The organism is Aliikangiella aequoris (assembly GCF_053709105.1).
The window spans coordinates 3,165,456-3,185,785 of record NZ_CM132298.1 but is presented as its reverse complement, the minus strand read 5'-3'; the positions used below and the strand labels follow the sequence as shown (position 1 = coordinate 3,185,785).

Sequence of the window (20,330 nt, the reverse complement as noted above, 5' to 3'; positions counted from 1 at the left end):
CAGCTAAGGCTGGGATTTTTTTTAACTGTGATTAATGTTTCCAGTGATATTGCTGTTGTTTTAGCTCAATGGCTTTTGCTGTTTCATCGGGTAATGATTGCATGTTAAGTTTCTCAAAGAAAAACGCTTCGCGTTGGCGAGCATTTTTGCGAGCAACTTCATGCATTGTATTGGCATCGAATAAACGGCCATTTATCATAGTATAAACAACGTTTTGGGATTGGCGAATATCTTCTAAAACATTGCCATCAATAATCATGAGATCGGCTAGTTTGCCAACTTCAATACTACCTAACTCTTTGTCCATACCTAAATAACTTGCTCCATCAATGGTTGCGCCTCTAATCGCTTGCCAAGGAGTAAACCCTCCTTGATTCATCATCCATATCTCCCAATGAGCAGCTAAACCTTCACGCTGACCGTGAGCACCAATTTGAACTTTAACTCCTAAGTCATTGAGCTCTTTGGCTGCTTGAGCTACGTCAAAGTGGTTGTAGTGTTCTTCTGGCGCGGTTGAGCGACGGATTGCTACTGGGTCAACCAAATAGCGCGGCGTAAAGCGCATTAACCGCTCATTTTGCCACACCTTTGTTTTGTCATACCAATAGGTTTCACCAGACAGGCCGCCATAGGCAACACCAAAAGTTGGTGTATAACCGACTTTAGTTTGTGACCAAAGCTGTTTTACATCGTCATAAACTTTCGCAATAGGTAAGGAGTGTTCTATACCGGTATGCCCGTCAACTATCATGGTCATATTGTGGTAAAACTTGGCCCCACCTTCTGGAACGACCATTATGCCAAGCTCTTTGCCTGCCGCTATAACTTGTTGTTTTTGATCGCGGCGTGGCTGGTTGTAACTTTTAACCGATATTGCTCCCATATCTTTTAAACGTTGTAAATGGAATTTAGCGTCGTCTAAGCTGTCAATGTTAGCGGTGTAACCCGGCGCTTTTGCGCCATACAAAATGGTTCCGGTAGAATAAATTCTAGGCCCTACAATATCGCCATGTCGCTGCATTTCACTCGCAGAGAAAATTTCGCTGGAGTCATTTGAAGGATCATGAATTGTGGTCACCCCAAACGCTAACGAAGAATAACTCGTCCAGTTTTGTTGGGGAGTTATTTCATTGCTCGCTTGTGGCCCATGAGCATGAGCATCGATCATTCCAGGGAAAACTGTTTTATCGGAAATATCAATAACTTTAGCATCCTTTGGAATTGCTACTTGGCTTTCACTACCAACCGCAGTAATGCGATTTCCTTCCACTAATACCACGCCATTTTCAATGATTTCTTGAGTGTTATAAGCATCACGCATGGTCACTACTTTACCACCGACTAAAGCAATTTTTCCGCTTGGGATATCGGCTTTCGCTTTAAATGACAAATCAATGCCGGTTGTGACTGGCTCAGGCAGTTCGGCAGGGCTGTTAGCAAAGTGAGAAAATGCATCTTTTAGCTCTCTCGAGTAAAGCGTTGCTCCAAGTGCCCAGCTTAATTGTTGACTGTCACGAGACCATTGGAGATATTCACCGCTGCGTTTAGAAACTTGTTTAACTGGCATAGATTGACTGCTTGAAGAAATTGACTCGTTCTTGCCGGTTAAAGCGAAGGGGGCAATGTAAGCATTAAACTGTTGCGTAAATGCGACCCACTGGCCATCAGGAGAGACTTTAAATTCAGTGATGTCAAAGCCAGTTAAGTGGTTGCGCTCGTCTTTGCCGTTTAAGTCAACACTACTGAGTTTAGACTTTGCACCCCAACCAAACTGTGAGAATAAAATGCGTTGGTTATCTGCTGAAAAATGTGGATTTATGCCAGAGCGACTGACACGTTTTAAGTTATCGCCATCGCTGTCTACGACGTACAATCCAGTTTCCATTGAGTACTCAGGCGATAATAGGTAGCCGCCGCTAAAGCGTCGAAAAGCTAACTTTTTGCCGTCGTGAGAAAATGCTGGCTCTGCATAGTGACCTGGTTGTTTGGTTATTGTTTTGCCTTTTCCGCCTCGACTAGAAACCAGTTTAATGCTCCCTAGCTTTTGATCATCCCAAGTAACGTAAGCAATTTTTTTGCTATCTGGTGAAAATATTGGGTAAAACTCGAAGTGATCATTTTGCTTTGTTAAGCGTTTAGTTTTACCTGATTTTACGTCTCTAACATAAATTTTGCCGAGTGCTTGGTAAGCAATTTTTTTACCATCAGGTGATTTTTGTGCCCACCGAATCATTTTTACGTCAAAGTTCTTAGGTGCTACATCGACCGCAAAACGCACCGCTGGGGTAATGGTTTTTTCTACTTCGACTTTAAAGGGAATAGGCGAAACTTTAGCGCTATCTATATCAACTTTGTGAATTTTTCCTCCGGCCCAAAATACCAGAGCTTTGTTATCCGGGGTCCAATCAAACTGCGTTGTATTCCCGTGACTACCATTTGTCTCTTGTAAGTCTCTGTCTAGTTGAGTGTACAGTGGCTTGTCAATTCCAGTAACTAGGTCTTTAATGAAAAGTACCGACTGGGTGTTTACTCTGCGCACATAGGCCATATATTTACCATCACTTGAAGGCGTTGGCGCGATTGCTCCACCAGCACCTGAGATTAACGTAATCTCTTCACCAGTTTCGCGATCTAAACGTTTAATGGTAAAAATTTGTGAGGTAGGATTTTTGTTATATTCCCAGCGGGTGCCGGGAGTAGAGTCAATAGAAAAGTACACATAACGGCCGTCGGGTGAAAATGCCGGTTCAGAAATGTTTTTTTGCGCTTGCTCGCCACCAATGCGTTTTTTTAATTGGTAACCAGAGCCGCCCGCTTTGTGATACAGCCAGATTTCGCCACCAGCAATACTGCGAGCGCCCACAAAGCCGCGCCGCGCTGCAATGTATTGACCATCAGGTGACCAGTTAGGTGTATGCACCAGATCGCGCTTTTCTTTACTCACTTGATGCAGGTTAGTGCCGTCGGCATCCATTATCCAAAGGTTGTCTCCACCATCTCTGTCACTAATAAAAGCGATTTGTTTGCCATCTGGGCTAAACCGAGGTTGCATATTCCATGCGATACCTTGGGTCAGCGGAGTGGCATCTCCACCTTTCATGGGAATCGCATAAATGTCACCTAGCATATCAAATAAGATGGTTTTTCCATCGGGGCTGACATCAACGTTACTCCAAGTAGACTGTTGGGTGTTGATTTTTACTTTAAGTTGCTCGCCTGGCGGGTTATTTACATCCCACTTAGCTTCTTGTTTTTCTTCGTTTTTCTCTACTTCAGACGGTGTCTCGACTTTGCTATCTGCTGCCCAGCTAATGGAGCTTGAAAGTAACAATGCGGTAAGCGCTGCTGAAGCACAAGAGGTGAGTAATTTCATGGTATCTCCCAAGTGCTTAGATTTTTGATTATATTTGGAGGCTATAGACTATTAAAGTTAATCGCAAAGGTAAATATTTTTAAGCGCAATATTCAGCAACAAAATGTTTCGGTTTCACGCTAAAGGAAAGAATTTCACTTTTCTAGCCGTAAAAAAAAACGAGACTTGAAGTCTCGTTTTTTAAATCACTAAAATTTAACTTTAAAACAAGTCAGAACATGTATCTCTTTCTTCTTGCAGTTCAGTTTGTGACTCTTGCATTTTTTGTTGAATAAAGTCATTGTTCTCTAGCCCTGCAACGATCTGCCAGTCGCCGTTTTTACAAGTGACTGGGTATGAATAAATCAGGCCTTCTTCTACTCCATAAGAGCCGTCTGAAAAAACCGCCATAGAAACCCAGTCGCCTTCTTCTGTACCTAAAACCCAGCTATGCATATGATCTATTACACCGTTTGCTGCTGAAGCTGCCGATGAAGAGCCTCGTGCACCAATAACTTCTGCGCCTCGTTTAGCAACTTTTGGCATAAATTCTTGGTTTGCCCACTCGCTATCTACCATAGTGGTAGCAGCTTCGCCATCAATAGTGGTGTGGCTAATATCTGGAACTTGAGTCGTTGAATGATTGCCCCAAATGGTCATTTTCTTGATATTGCGCATAGCTTTATTGGTTTTTTCTGCCAATTGGTAAATAGCGCGGTTATGATCAAGACGAGTTAGCGCGGTGATATTTCTTGGGTTTAGGTTAGGCGCATTCTTCATTAAAATGTATGCATTAGTATTCGCAGGGTTACCTACAACACAAATCTTCATTTCAGGATTAGCAACGTCATTAATGATTTTTCCTAAAGTACTAAAGATTTTGCCATTGTCTTTTAATAAGTCTGCTCGCTCCATGCCAGGTCCGCGAGGTTTAGCACCAACCATTAACCCGTAGTCTGCGCCTTTAAAAGCAACTGCAGCATCATCTGTGCAAATCACGTCTTCTAGTAGCGGAAATGCACAATCATTAAGTTCCATTTTTACTGCTTCTAGCACTTTTAGCGCGGGAGTAATTTCTAATAACTGTAAAATTACCGGCTGATCATTGCCTAGCATTTCGCCAGAAGCGATGCGGAATAATAAAGAATAACAAATTTGGCCAGCGGCCCCAGTTACTGCGACTCTAACAGGTTGTTTCATGTGGACTTTCCTCAGAATAGTTGAGCAATATTATAAGTAAATTGGTTGGCCTGAATTCTAGCATAATCTTTAAGCGCATACCTACCATTGGCTTCACTCGAATGCGAGAAGCGTCATTGAAAGCGGAAAGCTATTGAAAGAGGTTTAGCTTATGTCGCTGTGCTAGAGCTGCGCGACGACAAAGATTAGCGTTTCATTAACAAAATGCAAGCCCACACTATTAAAGCCGCTAATCTGAGGGAGCGGTTTAACAGTGGAGTTGTGAGTAGGAATTTTTAGTGTGCTGAATTAGGCGCTTTTTTCAGCTATTTTTTCTTCGGTTAAAATGACGAGCTCTTCGAAACTAAGCGGTGACTGACTAATATTCTCGGTTGTTGCCACCTGAAAGCGACAAGAGTGTTCGGTTTCGTAATTAAGGCGATGAATTTCTGCGCGAATTGCAGCCAACACTTTTTTTACTCGGTTCGACTGACTTTCCATAAACAATATTGCAAATTGGTTGTCGCCAATTCGAGCGGTAAATTCAGACTCGTCGGTATTTTCTTTTAAAATTACGGTAAGCTTTTTAGCCGCTATTTCTCTTTCTCTAATGGTTGAAATAGCGGTGTCATTATCATGAGGGGCAAGGGTTAGTACTGATAATGCGGCTTCTAAATTTAGCTTTTTGCAATGGTCTTTTGCTTTAGCGCCAAGCGATATAAAACCTCTACGATTAGTAATACCCGTTATATCGTCAAGCAAACTTAAATGATTTAATGCAAGCTCACGTTCGACAGTTTGAGCCAAATCTTTTAAGGTGGCTATGTCGCCGCCAGACAGCTCTCGGGGTTTAGTGTCAATAATGCATAATGTCCCAATTCGGGCGCCGTTTAAAGTATGCAGTGGGCAGCCCGCATAAAAGCGGATTTTTGGCTCGTCAGTCACCAGTGGATTGTCTGCAAAGTCTGGGTTGGTTAAAGTGTCTTCTACTACAAAGACTTCTTTATCTAAAATAGCATGTCCACAAAAGGAGACACTTCGCGGGGTTTCCGTAGCACCCAGTCCCACATTTGATTTAAACCATTGGCGCTCTTCGTCAACAAGACTAATTAAAGCAAAAGGCACATCATAAATTCGCTGCGCCATACGTGTTATGCGGTCGAATTTTTCTTCGGGCATGGTGTCGAGAATTTTTAAGGAGTGAAGTGTACTTAGTCTAAGTGGCTCACAAATAGGCAGTTGAGGTTCTTTCAATAGTTTATACCCTATTAAGAATAGTCTTTAAGATGATTGTTAGTATAGAACAATCATAGCAAAACATTTGAAAGTAAGGGGACAAAGTTTGACCAATGAAGCAGAACTTGCTTCCAAATTACAATAAGTTATAAAAAAAACGGCAACTATGCCTTTGTTGTTTTTTAACATGGCTAGCATTAACTGCCGGCTTTTAAACTAACGACTGCTTAACATTGCAGGGCACCAATGAATTTATTAGGTGTCCAAATGCACCAAGCATGATAAATTTGCAATAACAATTTCGAGTAGTTTTTATAAGTAATTGAAATCAATCGATTAAGAGGAAGCTCAAGTGGCGTTTTTAAAATCATTAATTTGCATTAGCGGCTGTGATAACGGCCGGCGATTTTTGATGATCAGTGGAGTAGTCTATTTGCTGGGTGTTAGCCTTGAATCTGCATTAAAAGAAGCATTAGGAATTAGCTTAATTTTGCTGCTGGTGCTTGCTAGTGGCTTGCTGCTGGCTAGTGTGCGACGGGTTAGAGATGCGGGGTTTAATTTGTGGTTAGCAGCAGCGCCGAGTCTTTCATTTCTGTTTATTTGCGTTTGCATTGGTTTTTTAGAGCATTGGTCTAAATATATTTTAATAGGCTTAGGCGCGCTAATTAGTGTTGCTTTTGGGCTACTGAGCAACGCAAGAAAGCGACGGAATAGAACTTATACTTTGGGTTACAGCGGCCCAGCATTAGCTCGGTCAAGTGAAGTCGTTTCGCCAATTGAAAGATTTAGTCGGATAGAGCCTAATTTAGACGTGGAAAGTGTTACTGAAATTGAAGCAGAAGACAAACCAGGCTTTGCAGAAAAATCGGCAAAGATTGCGAATTTTGATATCAGCATAGAGTCGCACCAACTCGATGAGAATGTTCACTCTGAAGCTTTATCGAGTGAGTTTGCAACAAGTGGCGCCCAGTTTAAAAAGGCACAAATTAGCGAGACTGAAGCCAGCGGAATACAAACGAGCGGCCTGCAAAGTATACAATCTTGGTTAGCGCAAAATCTTAAAGTTGTTTTTGCTGCCGTTGGAGTGGTGGTTATTTTAGGGATATTGGTTATTAGCTTTATTCAGCCAGATACTAACGAGCCGAACCAATTTGCCGAAATGACACCACAAACCGAAGTTAAACAGCGCCTCAATAAAATTAAAATGCCAGATAATTATTGGCTAATGTTTGACCAGCATAAGGCGTTAACGATTGCATGGCAAGGGGACTTTGGAGAAGACCAAGTTATATGGACTGCGGCAACTGCTCAAGGAGATGAATCTTGTGCGAAAATACGCTTTGAAAATGGCGAAAGTTATCGCTTGCTAACCGCTACTAGAAAAAATAGCGGCGACTATTATGCCGATTTTTCGCCGCTCGACTCGCAAAAATTGGTTAAAGCTATCGCTCTGCGTAGCCGTTTTAAATTGTGTGGTTATGAGTTTTCTTTAAAAGGTACGCAAGCAATTATAATGGCCAATAAAGCTTACGCTAGCCTTATTCAGTCTTAGTTTTAAACGCGGCCCAAGCTTTCGCCTTGTTTCACCCAGCGAGCAATTAAAGCTTGGCAAATTGCGGGAGCGGTTTGCATTAAATAATGGGCACACTCGTATACTTCGGGGAGAAGCTCACTATCTCTTACTAAGTCAGCAAAACGATATTCCATTACGCCGGTTTGCCGTGTACCTAAAACTTCGCCTGGGCCGCGAAGTTCCAAATCTTTTTCTGCAATAACAAAACCGTCGTTGGTTTCGCGCATTACTGATAAGCGTCGTTTGGCGTTAACAGACAGTGGTCCGTGATACATTAAAACACAGTGGCTGTCGAGTTGGCCTCTGCCAACTCGACCACGCAGTTGATGCAGCTGAGAAAGGCCGAGCCTTTCAGGGTTTTCAATAATCATCAGGCTTGCATTAGGCACATCGACTCCCACTTCAATCACTGTCGTTGCAACTAATAAGTCAAGCTCGCCAGACTTAAAGTCGCGCATTACTTGTTGCTTTTCTTCTGCTTTCATTCGACCGTGAATTAAGCCAATTTTTAGCGCAGTTAATTGCGTTTGCAGTTGTTGGTGAGTCGCTTCTGCGGCTTGGCATTGGAGCTCTTCGGATTCATCAATTAAAGTGCATACCCAATAAGCTTGTTTTTTATCATTTAAACAAGCTGAATTTACTCGCTGGATAACTTGCTCGCGCATAGTGTCACTCATCACTACCGTTTGAATCGGTTTACGGCCTGGTGGGAGTTCGTCAATTACCGAAAGATCTAAATCGGCATAAGCGGTTTGTGCTAGGGTCCGTGGAATTGGGGTAGCAGTCATAACTAGTTGGTGTGGTTGGCGGTCTTGTTGGTTTGCGGCACGAGCTTTTTCAAGCAGTGTTTTGCGTTGCTCAACCCCAAAGCGGTGTTGCTCATCTATGACCACAAGACCTAGCTGATTAAAATCGACCTGTGCTTGAAATAAAGCATGCGTACCAACAATGATTAATGCGTCGCCTTGTTTTATTGATTGAAGGGCATCTCGCTTGATCGCCGCAGGCATTTTGCTGGTTAACAAAGTGACGCGAATATCTAAAGCTTCAAATAGTGCACTGAGCGATTTAAAGTGTTGCTCGGCTAAAATTTCGGTTGGCGCCATCAGTGCAGATTGAAGCCCATTTTTAGCAACATGGAGCATGCTAATTGCCGCTACTAAAGTCTTTCCTGAGCCAACATCACCCTGTACCAAGCGCATCATAGGGTGGCGTTGGGTTAAATCATGTAAAATTTCTGTAATGACATTATTTTGCGCTCCCGTAAGCGCAAAAGGAAGTGCCTTTCTCAGCGCTGATTCTGCTTGTTGTGCCAGCTCTATTTTAAAAGCGGCATGCTGTAGCGTTTGCTGTTTTATTTTTTGTAGTGCAATGTGTTGAGCCACTAGCTCTTCAAATGCGAGCCGTTTAATTAGCGGGTGCTCGCCCGCTTGAATTGCTGCAAGCGAAATATCTAGAGGTGGTTTGTGCAGCATTTTTAAGGCGTCTGCTAATGGAGGGAATGCAAGCTTTTGAAGCCAGCTTAACGGTAAAAGTTCGGTAACTTGAGATGCGTTAAGAAGGCGAAGCGCTTGTTGAATGACCTGATGAAATGTACGCTGTTGTAAGCCTTCAGTGGTGTGGTAAACCGCTTCAAGCTGTGCTTGTAAGCGCGGTTGCGATGACGACTTTAAATAGGTCATCTCTGGATGAATCATACTAACACTGCGACCCGCTAAACTGGCTTGTCCAAAGCACTGTAAGTATTCACCTCGAACTAACTGATTCTTTTGCGCATTTGAGAAATAAAATAAGCGAATATCTAAAATCCCGGTGCCGTCGGATATTTTACAAACTAGAGAGCGGCGCTTGCCGAAAACAATATCTGCTTTTTCTATTTTGCCACAAACTAACGCGGTTTCACCTAATCTAAGCGAGCCTATAGGAGTCACACGGCTTTTGTCTTGATATTTATAAGGTAAGTGAAATAGTAAGTCTTCAATATTATGCAAATGAATTTGCGCAAATCTCTCCGCTATTTTGGGGCCAACACCTTTTAAAGTGTTAAGCGAAATACTGGCGAGTTTAGTTTGCACCGGATGAGTCTAATTTAATTTAAGTTCGAGTAAATCAACTTGTCCTGCTAGTGACTGCTGTAGCGACTCGGCAATTACTTTTACCGCTTCTTTGCGGGGAAAGCTTGAGCGCCATGCTAGCACAACTCGTCGTTTAGGGGCTGGCTCGGCAAATGGTCTTGAGTCGAGCCCAGGGTAGTCCATCTGTTTAGCTAAAGCTGTTACCGGCATGATGGTAATACCTAAGCGCATTGCCACCATATGGCGAATAGTTTCTAAAGAGCTTCCTACTACCCAGTTATCGCTACTAGATGAGGGAGAATTGCATGTAGGGCAAGCAGCAATTACTTGATCTCTAAAGCAGTTTCCTTTGCCTAACATTAATAAATTGCTGCTAGGGATATCATTAACATCAATCTCGGACATTTCGCTAAAAGGGTGTCCTTCGTAAAAAAGCGGCATAAAGTCTTCATCATAAATATCTAAAGTCTCAATCGCAGGATCAGAAAAAGGTAACGCCAATACCGCAATATCAATTTCGGCAGTTAGCAGTTTCTTGCGCAGATTTTCGGTGTAATCTTCGTCAATATGAAGCGGCATATTGGGATAATTTTCACGCATAAATGGAATTAATGAAGGGTATAAATAAGGACCTATAGTAAATATGGCGCCAATTTTGAGTGTTCCTTCTAACGGGCTCTTTTGGGCGCTTTTTAGGTAATTAAGCTTTTCCGCTTCTTCAATAACTTTTTGTGCTTGTTGCACAATAGACTCGCCTTCTGGGGTTACTTCAACTTGGCGCTTGCCTCGTTGAAATATGGTAATACCGAGCTCTTCTTCTAGTTTTCGTACCGCAATACTTAAGCTAGGCTGGCTAACATGACATATTTCAGCCGCTTTACTAAAGTGTTGTGTTTGGGCGACGGCAACCACATATCGAAGTTCATTTAAAGTCATAGAGCAAACCTTGCTTAGAGAAGTTGCAATATAATAAAACTATAGATTCTAGGAGGCAACGTTTTAATGTAAGAATGGATTTAAATCGGCAATTAATTGCAAGTAGCGATATCTTTGCGGCTAATTACCGGTGAGTTAATTGATTTAAAGTGAGCTGCAGCTAATATTTAAGGGCGTTTTTAAATTTGGACTTATTACCATAAACGAATGACTGCATATTACTTAAAATTTTGCTATTGTAGGCCAAATGGGGACATTACAATTACAAATTCGAGTTAATGAGTTATAAAAATAAAACAAAGCTTGAAGCATCCAAAAAACTGAACGCTGAAAATACGCTTAAATCCGTATGGGTGCTGGCCTTTGGTTTTCTTAGCTGTTTACCAAATTATGCAGTGGGATTTGAGCAAAGCCAAGACAGCGATCAAGCAAAGCCTGACACTAAAGTGATAGTAACCGGCTCTCGCCTAAAGAAAATAGATTTAAATGAATTGTCACCTATCCTCAGTATTTCTAGAGAAGATATCGATAAACAAGGTTTTGCTACCGTTAAAGATGTTATTGATGGATTAACTCAGAATACGGGCGGCACCATGGATAACTCGTTTACCTTTGGTTTTACGCCTGCGGCATCTTCGGTGAATATTCGAGGAGTCGGCTTTGGACATACTTTAGTATTAATCGATGGACGTCGCTTGCCTATTTACCCGGTAGGTATTAGCGGAACTAGTAATTTTGTCGACTTATCAGCAATCCCTATGGCATTTGTAGAAAGAATCGATGTGTTAACCGATGGCGCTTCTGCAATTTATGGGTCGGATGCAGTGTCTGGGGTAATTAATGTTATCACGCGTAAAGATATTGAAGGTATTTCTCTTAACTATCGCTACGGGAAGGCCACTAGTGGCGGATACCAAAATCACCGCTTTAATTTAATGACTGGGGCGCGCAATGGTGACACTCAAATAGACTTTATATTTGATATTTGGAGCCAAGCACCGCTTTGGGCTCGAGACAGAGCCTATGCTGAGTCTGATGTTGCCAATCCGCAAGGTCAGTATAGTGGTGGCGGGGTTAGTTTTATAGGCTTTGATACCGGTGAAGTATTCCAACACCCGCAATGTGGTACCGAAAATGATCCACTCGGTGGTGAAGGGGTACCCAATGTTGAGGTAAATTATTTTAACCCAAATGAAGTTTGGTGTGGTTTTGATCGCGCGCCTTACCGACAGCTGATAGCCCCTCAAGATCGATTCTCATTGATGACGCGTTTATCTTACGAAATAAATAGCGATTTAGCCTTATTTAGCCGTGTCGGTTTTTCAAACTCGAAAGTTAAAACGCAGCTTGAACCTAACTTTTACGGTGGAGCTTTGTTTAATGGGTTTGGAACTAGTGTGCCAAACATGGGGGGAATTTTAGCTCCCAATGCAATTAACAACCCAACGGCCGGTACAGCAGATGAGCAAGCGGGCGTTTTTGTGCGCCGGCTAGTCGAGTTTGGACCCAGAATATCGGAATATAAAAGTAATGCGGTTAACTTGCTTATTGGACTCGAGGGTACATTAGCGCAAGGTAAGTATGATTGGGAGTTAGGCGTTTCGTATAACCGCACTAATTTAGACACAAACAGCAATAATATTTTACTGAGTGGTTTAAATTCTGCGGTCGACTATGGGTTGGATTTGTTTGAAAAAATACCTGAGTCAGAAGTTAGGCGTTTGTCCTTTGACGCTAATCGAAGTTCATACTCAAGTAATCAAGTTATTGACTTTAGTCTATCTGGCGACTTGCCGTTTAGTTTAGCTGCCGGGCCAGTTCAGTTCGCGGTAGCTTTTGAACATGTAGATGAACGCTATGATGATAAACCTGACCCATTAATTTTGGCTGGAGATGCTTTTGATGGAACTAGTTCAGGTAAAGGTGAAAGAAATCACTTAGGCATTGGTGGTGAGTTAAATTTACCAATCAGTGAAAACTTAGAAGTTGATGTTGCGATCCGCTGGGACGACTACAAAGATGATTCAGATGTCAATGGTGCATTTAGCCCTCGTTTTGCGGTGGGTTATCGCCCTTTTGATTCATTGTTATTACGCGGTTCATGGGGAAAAAGCTTTCGTGCACCTGATATGCAGCGGCTGTTTGGTGGTGACACGCAAAGTTTTGTTGATATAGTCGATCCCGCTTATTTAATCGATGAGAATGGGGCAATTTGTAATGATCCTCAAGCCCCTAACTGCAACCCAGGGATTATACAGTCGGTTAATTTGACCGTAGGCTCAAATATAAATTTAGAAGAAGAAGAAGGTAGCAATTTAGGCTTTGGCGCGGTGTGGGAAGTTAACCGCCAGCTCGATATATCTTTAGACTATTTTGATATTCGGTTAGACAAAGTCGTTACGACATTGTCTGCTCAAGCTCTCGTCGATATTTGTTTTTTTACGGGTGTATTGTGCGATTTTGTACAGCGCGACGTAAACGGTACTTTGTTTGGTAGCGACGCAGAAATCTATACCGGCGCATTGAATTTTGCAGAGCAAGATACCAGAGGCTTAGACTTAGTTGTCAATTATCAATGGAATAATAGTGCTGGAGATTTTTTAACTAAATTGAGCATTACTTATGTGGATGAATTACAAACTCGGTTTAGTGAAGAAACAGAAAGAGTCGAAAATGTTGGTCTTGGGGTTTTGCCGGAATATAGAGCTAATTTTTTATTCGATTGGCAAAAGGCTGATTACGGGTTGACTGCAAAACTAAGCTTTATTGACGAAATGGCCGGACTCTACTGTTTTGAGTGCGAAAAAAGCAACTACCAAGCCTCATGGACTACCCTAAGCTTATCGGGTCGATATTCGTTGAATGAGTTTATCCAACTACGCTTAGGGCTAAATAATTTAACTAATCGTAAGCCGCCTACTGACCCAACTGAAAATAACTGGCCTTGGTTTAGAAATAGTGATGGTTACTATAGTGCGGTTGGCCGAGAAGTTTATTTTCAAATTGATGCGAGTTTTTAAACCTAATTGCTCGCCAAGGCTTGATAACACTTGCTTGTAGACGAGCGCTTAGGTACAATTCGCTCGTCCTGACATAGCTGAATTAGTGATTGGCTATGTTTTCTTTGTAAGCAATTGATTTAATTGCATAATTTGGAGTAGTACTATGTCACTAAGTGCAGAAGCAAAAGCAGCAATCATCGCAGACTATGCGCAAGGCGAAGGCGATACAGGTTCTCCTGAAGTTCAGGTAGCTTTATTAAGCCATCAAATTAATCATCTTCAAGGCCATTTTAAAGAGCACATTCATGATCACCATTCACGTCGTGGTCTATTAAGAATGGTTAGCCAACGTCGTAAATTACTCGACTACCTTAAAGGTAAAAATCAAGAGCGTTACGCTTCTTTGATTAGTCGCTTAGGCTTACGTCGATAAGCAAATTAATAGTCAAAAAGGGGCCTAGTGCCCCTTTTTGTCTTTTTAAGAAAAATAAACTATCCTAAATCGGGATAAATAAGGTAAGAAAATTACAAATTTTGTCAGAATAAGTCATAATACCTAAGCGAAAGCTACGCGGGCTTTAGGATAGAAATGTTCATTAGAATGTTAAATATCGCGCTCAATGTAGTCGTAATGTTTTTGTAGTCGTAAAATTAAAGTGCCTAGGTTATTCAATTGAGCCGTTAATGCGATAGGTTTTAATGCTCTTCCCAGCAGTTTCTAGTCAATAGTGTAAAGCACGGTTTAATTGAATAGTCTAGGTAAAGATAAACAAGTAAAAAGTAAATTAAGGAAATAAAGTGAATCCTATAAAAAAGTCATTTCAATACGGTAAACATACCGTTACTTTAGAAACCGGCGAAATCGCAAGACAATCTTCTGGTTGTGTCATCATTGACATGGAAGGTACAACAGTTCTTGTTTCAACCGTTGGAAAAAAAGACGTTAAAGAAGGTCAAGACTTCTTCCCGTTAACTGTTAACTACCAAGAAAAGCGTTATGCTGCGGGAAAAATCCCGAGTGGTTTTATTAAGCGCGAAAACCGCCCTTCAGATGGCGAAACTTTAACTGCTCGTTTAATTGATCGTCCGTTAAGACCTTTGTTTCCAAAAGGTTTTAAAAATGAAGTGCAAGTAGTTTGTACTGTTATTTCAATTAACCCAGAAATTGATCCGCAGTTAGTCGCATTGTTAGGTGCTTCTGCTTCAGTAGCCGTTTCTGGATTACCATTTAATGGACCCGTTGGTGCTGCGCGTGTTGGCTATAAAAATGGCGAATACATGTTAAATGCAACTATTCCAGAAATGTTAGAGTCAGATTTAGACTTAACCGTTGCTGGTACAAGTAACGCTGTTTTAATGGTGGAATCAGAAGCGAAAGAATTAGCTGAAGAAATTATGCTTGGCGCAGTTATGTTTGGTCATGCAGAAATGCAAGTAGCAATTAAAGCAATCCAAGAGTTTGCTGATGAAGTTGGTACTGAAAAGTGGGACTGGCAAGCACCAGAAGAAAATACCCAAGTATTAGAGTTAGTTGAATCTAAAGCCAAGGCAGCCATCACAGAGGCATATGCAATTGCCGATAAAATGGAACGCCAAGCTAAATTATCAGAAATTAAAGAAGCATTAGTGGCTGAGCTAGTGACAGACGCAGATGATGCACCAAGTGCAGACGAAGTGAAAACGGCATTTTCTAAGACTGAAAAATCAGTGGTTAGAAACCGCGTAATCGCCGGTGAGCCACGCATTGATGGTCGTGAGAGCGACATGGTTCGAGCGTTATATATTCGCACAGGCGTTCTACCACGCACTCATGGTTCGGCTCTTTTTACGCGAGGTGAAACTCAAGCGTTAGTTGTAGCAACTTTAGGTACAGAGCGAGATGCGCAAATTGTCGATGGAATTTTAGGTGAGTCTAAAGAAACCTTTATGCTGCATTATAACTTTCCTCCGTACTGTGTTGGTGAAGCGGGATTTATGGGCGCGCCAAAACGTCGCGAAATTGGTCACGGAAAATTAGCAAAGCGCGGCATGCAAGCAATGATCCCGTCGCAAGCCGACTTCCCATATACTATTCGTGTTGTATCTGAAATTACTGAATCTAACGGTTCTAGCTCTATGGCTTCTGTTTGTGGAACTAGCTTAGCGTTAATGGATGCCGGTGTTCCAGTTAAAGCGCCAGTCGCTGGTATTGCTATGGGACTGGTTAAAGAAGGTGATAACTATGTTGTGCTTTCTGACATTTTAGGTGATGAAGATCATTTAGGTGATATGGACTTTAAAGTCGCTGGTAGTGAAAACGGTATCACGGCATTGCAAATGGATATTAAGATTGAAGGTATCAATCAAGAAATTATGCAAAAAGCATTGCACCAAGCGAAAGGTGGCCGTTTACATATTCTTAAAGTAATGAATGAAGCTATAGGTACGGCTCGCTCAGATATTTCAGAGTATGCGCCGCGTATCACCACCGTTAAAATTGACCCGCAAAAAATTGGCGATGTTATCGGTAAAGGTGGTTCAACAATTCGTGCCCTAACTGAAGAAACTGGCGCAACCATTGAAATTGAAGAAGATGGTACAGTTAAAATTGCTGCAGTTAAAAAAGCGGCTTCAGACTTAGCAATTCAGCGAGTGAAAGAACTTACTGAAGATGTTGAAGAAGGTCGCACTTATACTGGTACCGTAGCAAAAATAGCTGATTTTGGTGCATTTGTTGACTTTATGGGTAATAAAACTGGTCTAGTTCATATTTCACAGATTGCTCATGAACGAGTTAATAAAGTTGCTGACCACTTAAGCGTTGGCCAAGAAATTGAAGTGAAAGTTTTAGAAGTTGATCGTCAAGGCCGCATCCGCTTAAGCCGTAAAGTTTTACTTGATCCGCCAGCCCAAGAAGCTAGCGCAGAAAGTTCTGAACAAGGTAACTCTAACGAGTAAACCTGCTAAGCAAAACTCAGTTGCAAATAACCACTTATTTGTGACTAATATGAAAAATCCGTTATCAAGTAATTCTTGGTAATGGATTTTTTTTTAGGTTGTTTTCTTGCTTTATAAAGCGCTTTCGCCATAGCGGTTTAACTTGTCAGCTTAAGTTTTTTCATATTTGGCCACTCAACAACTAGTGGAATTTGGCGAGTGTGGCTATACTCATGTTAATCGAAGTAACGGATTGAACCTTTTAGCTTTGCGGCTTTCAAATTTTTATGCATTTGCATTTGCATTTGCATTTGCATTTGCATTTGCATTTGCATTGGATAGGTAACAGACCGAAATAAGGATCTTAATTTGTTTAAAAAAATAATAGTAATGGGTTTAATAATTGGGCTTGTTGGGTGCTCTACTTCTTCTCCTTTAGGTGTGGTCAGAGGGCTGTTTGGTTATATTGAGCCACCGCCAAAGACAACGATTAGTGAAGAGTTGCGTATTGAATATGACCGCTGTATGAAAATTGGCGAAGAAAAAAACTGCGCCCAGGCCGCTTTTGATATTGTAAGAAAGGTTAAAGGGCTTGAGCCGAGAAAAATTCCTGAAGGATATGTCATTATCTTAGAAGGCGATGGCAATAGGGGCTCAGAAAACAATAAAAATAAGGATTAATCAAGTAAATGCGAATAATCTACGCAGCTAGCGAGCCTGCTATTGTGGATTGTAGTTTTGCGATTAGTAAGCAATGGCTGGCGCTAGCGCCGCCTTGCTTTTAAAATATTGGCGTGTAGCATGAATTAAGCTCATATAATAAAAATAGGTATGCTAGTCTTAATGACACTTACTCCGGAGATAGTGAAACTCAATGCAGCAGCTTTACCCAGAAATAAAGCCTAACCAACAGTACACCATTGACGTCGGTGAAGGTCATCAACTGTATGTGGAAGAAAGTGGTACCCAGTCAGGAATACCGGTAGTTTATTTACATGGTGGACCAGGAGCAGGCTGCAGCCCAACTAATCGACGATTTTATGATCCCGAAAAGTATCGCATTATCTTATATGATCAACGAGGTTCTGGTCGCTCAGAACCGCATGCTGTTATCGAAAATAATACAACAGATGCTCTAATCAAAGATTTAGAAGTTATTCGTGAACACCTTAATATTGATAGCTGGGTCGTAATGGGAGGAAGCTGGGGTACCACACTGGCCCTTGCTTATGCTCAAGCGCATCCTAGTAAAGTACAAGGGTTAATATTAAGAGGTGTGTTTTTAGGTCGACAGCAAGATATTGACTGGCTCTATAAAGATGGCACCAATCGAGTTTTCCCAGATCATTGGCGTGAGTTTATTCATCCTATTCCTCAAAACGAACGCGCCGATCTATTAAAAGCGTTTCATTCGCGTTTAACCGGCAGTGATGAAATCGCTCGTATGGCAGCGGCTAAAGCTTGGGCAAGTTGGGAGGGCAAGGCCGCTACTTTAGAGCCTAACCCTAATGTTGTAGAGCATCTCATGGCGCCTCACTTGGCTTTAAGCATGGCCAGAATTAGTGTGCATTATTTTGTGAACCGTTGCTTTTTAGAAGAAGATCAACTGTTAAAAAATATGCATAAAATCGCTCATATTCCGGGAATTATAGTTCATGGGCGCTACGATATGATTTGTCCAGTAGAAAATGCTTGGGCCTTACAAAATGAATGGCCCGCTAGCGAATTACATATAATTAGAGACGCAGGCCACTCGGCGAGCGAAGCAGGAATCATTGATGGCTTGATTAGAGCTTGTAAAGAAATGCACCAGGAACTAACTAATGATTGCACTGATCCAGCGGGTAACTAGCGCTAGGGTAGAGGTAGATGCTGCAACGATTGGTCAAATTAATGCCGGTCTAGTGGCATTGATTGGGGTGGTAAAAGGAGACGAGCTAGCTAATGCCGATCGTCTATTAAAGCGGCTTATCGGTTATCGAGTTTTCGAAGATCAGCAAGCAAAAATGAACTTAAGCCTTGCTGATGTACATGGTGGTTTATTACTCGTACCTCAATTTACCTTAGCCGCAGATACTCGCAGTGGGCGACGCCCTAGTTTTTCTAGCGCCGCGCAGCCAGCAGAAGGTGAAAAACTTTTTAATTATTTGGTTAATCAAGCGCAGCGTCAGTATTCGCCGGTTCAAACTGGACGCTTTGGTGCTGACATGCAGGTTTCTTTGTGCAATAACGGGCCGGTTACTTTTTGGTTAGAAGGCTAATTACGAGACTATTATTCTAGATTAGCTCGCTGAGTTTTAAAATTAATTGCTTCTGTGATACTAACCCTATTTTAGTTGAGTTCCCTCGAGTAGCGCTTTAAATTCTTTGACCAATAATGGGGTCAGCTTTTTTCCATTTGAAAGTCTAAAAAAGGTTCGCTTGTCACTACCGGAATGAATAGCCACTAAAATTTCATCAGCGTCATTAGCCAGCGTAATGAGCTGCCATTGTTGCTTAGCCTGGTTTGTATAGGTTGTTTCCGATAATGCTTTTTGCTCAGAAATGCCCATACGTCCTTTCCAAATATTCAGTACGGTTTGTAATGCGACGTTACTAGGCAAACGCAATACCGCGACCTGTGCTGATTGTTGAGCATTGTTAAACTCAAATGCTGCTGAAGCCATTCCTGAAGCCGGAATGATTTTCCAATGTTCGCTTAATTTAACATCGGCAAAGCTGTTTAAGTCTTCTTTGGCTGGCGCTTGTGGAGCTTGAGTTGATTGTGCTACCGGTGCCTGTGAAGGCTGATCGAGGCGAACTAAAACAGTTTGATTGTTATTTTGATATTTGACGAACTGTGGATCGGAGGGGCGTAAACTTAACTGGTCTCGCCAGCGCGCTATATTGTCGTCAATATTTTGATTGGCAGACAACTGGCTAACAGAAATATCGAGGCCATTAATATTAAAACTCGCAAATCGCATATTTGAATTAGATTGGCTTTTATATTCTGCTGGCACATGTGAAAAGTTAGGTTCACCTGTCGTATCAAAATTTAATTTATACAGAAAAAGTTCGGCAAAAGTAGCAGAGTTTTCGTCTACTAGTTGGGTTGAGCCTGTGGCTTTAAAAAACCAAGTTGCGTCTGCTTTAAGGTAAATAATAGCTAATATTGATTGAGACGCAGCGCTATTGCTTGGTTTAGATTGGGGCGTGTTTTTTTGACTAAATGCTTGCTGCATAACTTGAGATAAGTTGGCCAGCTCTTTTTCTGATATGGGTTTAGCATCATTTTTGATTAACCATGCGCAGCAAATAAAAAGAGTAATAAAGGCAAGAAAAATGACAGTTTTATGATTCATTAGATTTTTTAAAGCTATCCGCATCACTTTAGGTAAAATTACCAAAATGAAATTTGAGTTTGTTAAATAGCAATGTTTCGGCAATAATTCACACGATTTGCAATATTTAACTTGAAGTCAGTGAGTTTACTGAAAATTGACCAATAAGCTCAAGAGTTAATTCGATTTTATTAATATTAAAAAGTGTATCTGGATTGGAAGTCGATAGATTTTTAGGCTAGTCTTTTATTTGATGTTGCTTAGGCATAAGCCAGCAATACAAACAGAGATAATCTAATTTTTAATGAAAAGGACTTTAATGCGGCAATTAAAAGTAGGTTTTATACGCTTTCTTTGTGTTTGGGCCTGCGGGCTAATCCTTATCAGTTGTGGTGCCACTCAAAAAAATAGAGCGCAGCTTACCAGCTCGGCGAAAAGCAAACCAAGGCCTATTCCCCAGTTAACTCACCAACAAGCTAAGCCCTTAAAAGTTGTGCAACCGTGCTTTCCGTATCGAGCGATTCGGCTGAACGCTGAAGGTTGGGTGCAGTTAGAGTTTTCTTTAGACGAACAAGGCCTGCCGGTAGATATACAACCCATCGATGATTCGCCTAAAGGTATCTTTAAAGACTGCGCACTAAAATCGTTAAGAAAGTGGTCGTTTGATTTACCACGCGAGCACCAACAAGATGCTCGCTATCAGTTTGTGTTCTTATTTAAGCTTGGCTAGTGGCAATC

Annotated in this window: 14 protein-coding genes; 8 read left to right on the top strand and 6 right to left on the bottom strand. The window is 41.6% G+C overall.

Going from position 1 to position 20,330, the window contains the following annotated elements; genetic code table 11:
* Positions 1–31: 31 nt before the first annotated feature.
* The 3 genes from ACUR5C_RS13810 to ACUR5C_RS13800 form a co-directional block, all read right to left on the bottom strand.
* Complete coding sequence (locus ACUR5C_RS13810; protein WP_454465759.1) at positions 32–3,373, bottom strand: amidohydrolase family protein; 3,342 nt, start codon at positions 3,371–3,373, stop codon at positions 32–34.
* Positions 3,374–3,574: 201 nt separating this feature from the next.
* Positions 3,575–4,552: a malate dehydrogenase gene (locus tag ACUR5C_RS13805; protein ID WP_454465758.1), complete on the bottom strand. Its 978-nt coding sequence runs from the start codon at positions 4,550–4,552 to the stop codon at positions 3,575–3,577.
* Between the two features lie 288 nt (positions 4,553–4,840).
* Positions 4,841–5,785 (bottom strand): GAF domain-containing protein, encoded by a 945-nt coding sequence (locus ACUR5C_RS13800; protein ID WP_454465757.1) that lies wholly within the window; start codon positions 5,783–5,785, stop codon positions 4,841–4,843.
* A gap of 334 nt (positions 5,786–6,119) precedes the next feature.
* On the opposite strand from ACUR5C_RS13800, the gene ACUR5C_RS13795 reads away from it, so the two are divergent.
* On the top strand, positions 6,120–7,319 hold the full coding sequence (locus tag ACUR5C_RS13795; protein ID WP_454465756.1) for a hypothetical protein: 1,200 nt from the start codon (positions 6,120–6,122) through the stop codon (positions 7,317–7,319).
* Positions 7,320–7,321: 2 nt separating this feature from the next.
* On the opposite strand, the gene recG is transcribed toward ACUR5C_RS13795, so the two are convergent.
* On the bottom strand, positions 7,322–9,415 hold the full coding sequence (recG, locus tag ACUR5C_RS13790) for an ATP-dependent DNA helicase RecG (protein WP_454465755.1): 2,094 nt from the start codon (positions 9,413–9,415) through the stop codon (positions 7,322–7,324).
* A 9-nt stretch (positions 9,416–9,424) separates the two neighbouring features.
* Complete coding sequence (locus ACUR5C_RS13785) at positions 9,425–10,351, bottom strand: hydrogen peroxide-inducible genes activator (RefSeq protein ID WP_454465754.1); 927 nt, start codon at positions 10,349–10,351, stop codon at positions 9,425–9,427.
* A 278-nt stretch (positions 10,352–10,629) separates the two neighbouring features.
* Here ACUR5C_RS13785 and ACUR5C_RS13780 point away from each other — a divergent pair, with 278 nt between their 5' ends.
* From ACUR5C_RS13780 to dtd, 6 genes are all read left to right on the top strand, one after another.
* A complete protein-coding gene (locus ACUR5C_RS13780; RefSeq protein WP_454465753.1) occupies positions 10,630–13,371 on the top strand; it encodes a TonB-dependent receptor in 2,742 nt (913 codons plus the stop codon).
* Positions 13,372–13,516: 145 nt separating this feature from the next.
* Entirely contained in the window at positions 13,517–13,786 is a 270-nt protein-coding gene (gene rpsO, locus ACUR5C_RS13775; protein WP_454465752.1) for a 30S ribosomal protein S15, read from the top strand.
* 365 nt (positions 13,787–14,151) lie between these two features.
* Positions 14,152–16,290 (top strand): polyribonucleotide nucleotidyltransferase, encoded by a 2,139-nt coding sequence (gene pnp / locus ACUR5C_RS13770; RefSeq protein WP_454465751.1) that lies wholly within the window; start codon positions 14,152–14,154, stop codon positions 16,288–16,290.
* A gap of 348 nt (positions 16,291–16,638) precedes the next feature.
* Positions 16,639–16,950, top strand: a complete 312-nt coding sequence (locus tag ACUR5C_RS13765; RefSeq protein WP_454465750.1) for a hypothetical protein — start codon at positions 16,639–16,641, stop codon at positions 16,948–16,950.
* A gap of 193 nt (positions 16,951–17,143) precedes the next feature.
* The gene (gene pip, locus ACUR5C_RS13760; RefSeq protein WP_454465749.1) at positions 17,144–18,121 is read left to right on the top strand and encodes a prolyl aminopeptidase; all 978 of its coding nucleotides are present in this window, start codon (positions 17,144–17,146) and stop codon (positions 18,119–18,121) included.
* The gene (gene dtd / locus ACUR5C_RS13755; RefSeq protein ID WP_454465748.1) at positions 18,093–18,530 is read left to right on the top strand and encodes a D-aminoacyl-tRNA deacylase; all 438 of its coding nucleotides are present in this window, start codon (positions 18,093–18,095) and stop codon (positions 18,528–18,530) included. The genes pip and dtd overlap by 29 nt, the downstream gene beginning before the upstream one ends.
* A 66-nt stretch (positions 18,531–18,596) precedes the next feature.
* Here the strand turns inward: dtd and ACUR5C_RS13750 are convergent, their stop codons facing one another.
* Positions 18,597–19,613, bottom strand: a complete 1,017-nt coding sequence (locus ACUR5C_RS13750) for a hypothetical protein (RefSeq protein ID WP_454465747.1) — start codon at positions 19,611–19,613, stop codon at positions 18,597–18,599.
* Positions 19,614–19,911: 298 nt separating this feature from the next.
* Here ACUR5C_RS13750 and ACUR5C_RS13745 point away from each other — a divergent pair, with 298 nt between their 5' ends.
* Positions 19,912–20,322, top strand: coding sequence for an energy transducer TonB (locus tag ACUR5C_RS13745; protein ID WP_454465746.1), 411 nt, complete (start codon positions 19,912–19,914; stop codon positions 20,320–20,322).
* Positions 20,323–20,330 lie beyond the last annotated feature (8 nt).

Excerpts from the sequence above, each read along its gene's own strand:
- ACUR5C_RS13810 (WP_454465759.1), bottom strand. The coding sequence starts at position 3,373 with ATGAAATTACTCACCTCTTGTGCTTCAGCAGCGCTTACCGCATTGTTA.
- ACUR5C_RS13805 (WP_454465758.1), bottom strand. The coding sequence starts at position 4,552 with ATGAAACAACCTGTTAGAGTCGCAGTAACTGGGGCCGCTGGCCAAATT.
- ACUR5C_RS13785 (WP_454465754.1), bottom strand. The coding sequence starts at position 10,351 with ATGACTTTAAATGAACTTCGATATGTGGTTGCCGTCGCCCAAACACAA.
- ACUR5C_RS13780 (WP_454465753.1), top strand. The coding sequence starts at position 10,630 with ATGAGTTATAAAAATAAAACAAAGCTTGAAGCATCCAAAAAACTGAAC.
- rpsO (WP_454465752.1), top strand. The coding sequence starts at position 13,517 with ATGTCACTAAGTGCAGAAGCAAAAGCAGCAATCATCGCAGACTATGCG.
- pip (WP_454465749.1), top strand. The coding sequence starts at position 17,144 with ATGCAGCAGCTTTACCCAGAAATAAAGCCTAACCAACAGTACACCATT.
- dtd (WP_454465748.1), top strand. The coding sequence starts at position 18,093 with ATGATTGCACTGATCCAGCGGGTAACTAGCGCTAGGGTAGAGGTAGAT.
- ACUR5C_RS13750 (WP_454465747.1), bottom strand. The coding sequence starts at position 19,613 with ATGAATCATAAAACTGTCATTTTTCTTGCCTTTATTACTCTTTTTATT.
- ACUR5C_RS13745 (WP_454465746.1), top strand. The coding sequence starts at position 19,912 with ATGCGGCAATTAAAAGTAGGTTTTATACGCTTTCTTTGTGTTTGGGCC.